Origin of the sequence: Streptomyces hainanensis (assembly GCF_004348415.1) — a bacterium.
GTDB lineage: Bacteria > Actinomycetota > Actinomycetes > Streptomycetales > Streptomycetaceae > Streptomyces > Streptomyces hainanensis.
Map to the genome: position 1 here is coordinate 1 of NZ_SMKI01000729.1, position 2,443 is coordinate 2,443.

2 protein-coding genes and 1 pseudogene are annotated in these 2,443 nt (G+C 76.9%); 1 reads left to right on the forward strand and 2 read right to left on the reverse strand.

From position 1 onward, the window contains the following. A pseudogene (locus E1283_RS37780) lies at window positions 1-421 on the forward strand (serine hydrolase); the annotation flags it as partial. Here the strand turns inward: E1283_RS37780 and mycP are convergent. Continuing rightward, window positions 363-1,625, reverse strand: coding sequence for a type VII secretion-associated serine protease mycosin (mycP, locus tag E1283_RS35290; protein WP_132822245.1), 1,263 nt, complete (start codon window positions 1,623-1,625; stop codon window positions 363-365). The pseudogene E1283_RS37780 and the gene mycP sit on opposite strands and share 59 nt — an antisense overlap. Next, window positions 1,622-2,443 (reverse strand): hypothetical protein (locus E1283_RS35295; protein ID WP_341829983.1); only part of this gene is annotated, 822 nt, incomplete at its 5' end. The genes mycP and E1283_RS35295, both read right to left, overlap by 4 nt.

A 2,443-nucleotide genomic window follows, 5' to 3' on the forward strand; every position in this document is an offset into this window, starting at 1 on the left:
GGGCGCGGGGGGCCACTGGGGGCTGACCCAGACCACCAGCGCCGACCAACTGGCCCTGCTGCGGGCCGTGTACGGCGTGAGCTCCCCACTCACCGCGGAATCGCAGGGCTACATAAGGGAGTTGATGGCCGCGGTCGTCCCCGACCAGCAGTGGGGGATATCGGCGGCCGCCGACGGCGGCTTCGAGCTGAAGAACGGCTGGCTGCCGCGTTCCCAGACGGAGTTGTGGGACATCAACAGCATCGGCCGGGTGACCTCGGGGGGCACGTCCTACCTGGTCGCGGTCGTCTCGGACGGGCACGCCGCGTTCGAGGACGGCATAGCGGTGGTGGAGGCCGCGGCCCGGGCCGCGGTCGAGGCGGTCACGTCGGATCCGGGGGCCAACCTGAACGCGACCCGAAGGCTGGGCCCGATCGCCTGAGCCCGCGGTCCAGCAGCGACCGCAGTCGGCCGGCCACGCCGCCGAGCGCGCCCGCCACACCGAGCAGGATCACGCCGAGCGCCCCGGACACCGGGGCCAGCCAGGCGATGCCGCCCGACCCGTCGTCCACCTCGCGCGGCCCGGGGCCGAAGTACTCGCCCTCGTGGGGACCGGAGCCCGGCGCGAGGTCCCGTCCCGTCAGGGACGCCCCGGCCCGGATCGCGGCGTCGGCGTCGACGAGGCCGGCGCCGACGGCGTCGTTCCGCCCGCCCTCCGGTGGCTGCTGGGCGGTCTCGACCAACACCCGCCTGACCTGGGCCGGCGTCAGTTCCGGGTTGGCGGCGAGCAACAGCGCCACGGAGCCGGAGACGAAGGCGGCGGCGGCCGAGGTGCCCCAGCCCGCGTAGTAGCGGCCGTCGGGGTCGGCCACTATGACGTCCTTGCCCGGCGCGCTGAGCGTCGCGTACCAGCGCCGGGTGGAGAACTCGGCGGGGCCGCCGGTGCGGTCGACGGCGGCGACGGCGATCACGCCGGGGTAGCCGGCCGGGTAGGAGACGGGGTCGCCGCGCTCGCCGCCGTTGCCGGCCGAGGCGACGACCACGGCACCCTTGCCCAGCGCGTAGCGGACGGCGGCGTCCTCCTCGGGGTCGGGGTGGGCGGACTCGCTGTCGTCGCCGAGGGAGAGGTTGATGACGTCGGCGCCCTGGTCGGCCGCCCAGCGGATGCCCTCGGCGAGGGCGCCGGCGCGGGCCTCGCGGGCCTCCTCGCGCTGCGGGTCGTCGTCCTCGAGCAGCACCCGCACGGGCAGGATGGTGGCCTGGGGCGCGACGCCGATCACCCCGCTCTCCCGGCCGGCGCCGTGGCCGCGGCCGGCGATGATGCCGGCCATGGCGGTGCCGTGCGCCGCCCAGGTGGGGTCGCCCGGGCCGGCGCCCATGCCGACGAGGTCGCGCCCTTCGCGCACCGCGCCGGCCAGGTCGGGGTGGTCGGCGTCGACGCCGGTGTCGAGGACGGCGACGGTGATGCCGTCGCCGCGGGTGGACTCCCACGCCTCGGGGGCGTTCACGGCGTCGAGTGCCCACTGCTGCTGGTCGCGGATGGAGTCGGCGCGGGCGGGCGGCGCGGCGCCGGGCAGCAGCGGGGCGGCGAGCACGGTGCCGAGCGCCAGGGCGAGGGCCGCGAGCCGGCGGGCCGAGGACGTCATCGCGCCTCCTGGGTACGGGACTCGGCGGCCTCGCGCAGCCCGGCCTCGATCCGGTCGGCGATGCCCGCCGCGTCGTGGCCGAGCCCCGCGAGGGCGATGGTGGAGTCCTGGCCGTCCGCCGTGGCCTCGGCGGCCGGTTCGGGATCGGAGATCGCGCGACCGTCGGCGAAGCCGCTCACGGCGTAGACGACGACGGGGAGTTCGGTCAGCACGCGAACGGACCAGGAGGCCCGCTGGGCGTCCCCGAAGTCGTCGGCCGCGGTGCCGGGGGCGGCGAAGGTTCTGGGCAACAGGTCGGTGCGACCGGCGAGTTCCTCGTCGGCGAAGCGGCGGGCGAGGGTGTCCATCCCGGCGGAGTCGGCCTCGGCGAACAGCAGGCCGACGGTGGTGACGGTGGTCTGGGTCTCGTCGGTGTAGGTGGCGCGCACCAGTCGGTGGCAGCCGACGCCCGACAACACCTCGGCGAGCAGCGGGTCGAGGCCGTCGGCGCACGCCCCGTCGGGGGCGACGGCCACGCGTATCCAGCGGCGGTCGGCGCCGCCCGGGCCCACGCCCGCGCCGTCGATCTCGGTCGGGAACAGCTCGTCGACCGGCATGTCGCGCCAGAGTTCACGGGCGTTGTCGAAGGCGGTCCTGGCCGCCCGCTCCTCGCCGCCGGTGAGCCAGGCGCCGGCGGCCGCGCCGCCGAGCAGCCCGGTGCCCAGCACCAGGCAGGCGACGGCGGCGACGACGCGGCCCGAGGCGCGGCGGGCGATGATGCCGCGCAGGTCGAGTGTGGCGGGCGAGTCGACGACGGCTGGCCGGGGCGGGGACGGGGC

What these genes read in the sequence shown, in the direction of transcription:
- mycP (WP_132822245.1), bottom strand. Translation starts at nt 1,625, where the DNA reads ATGACGTCCTCGGCCCGCCGGCTCGCGGCCCTCGCCCTGGCGCTCGGC.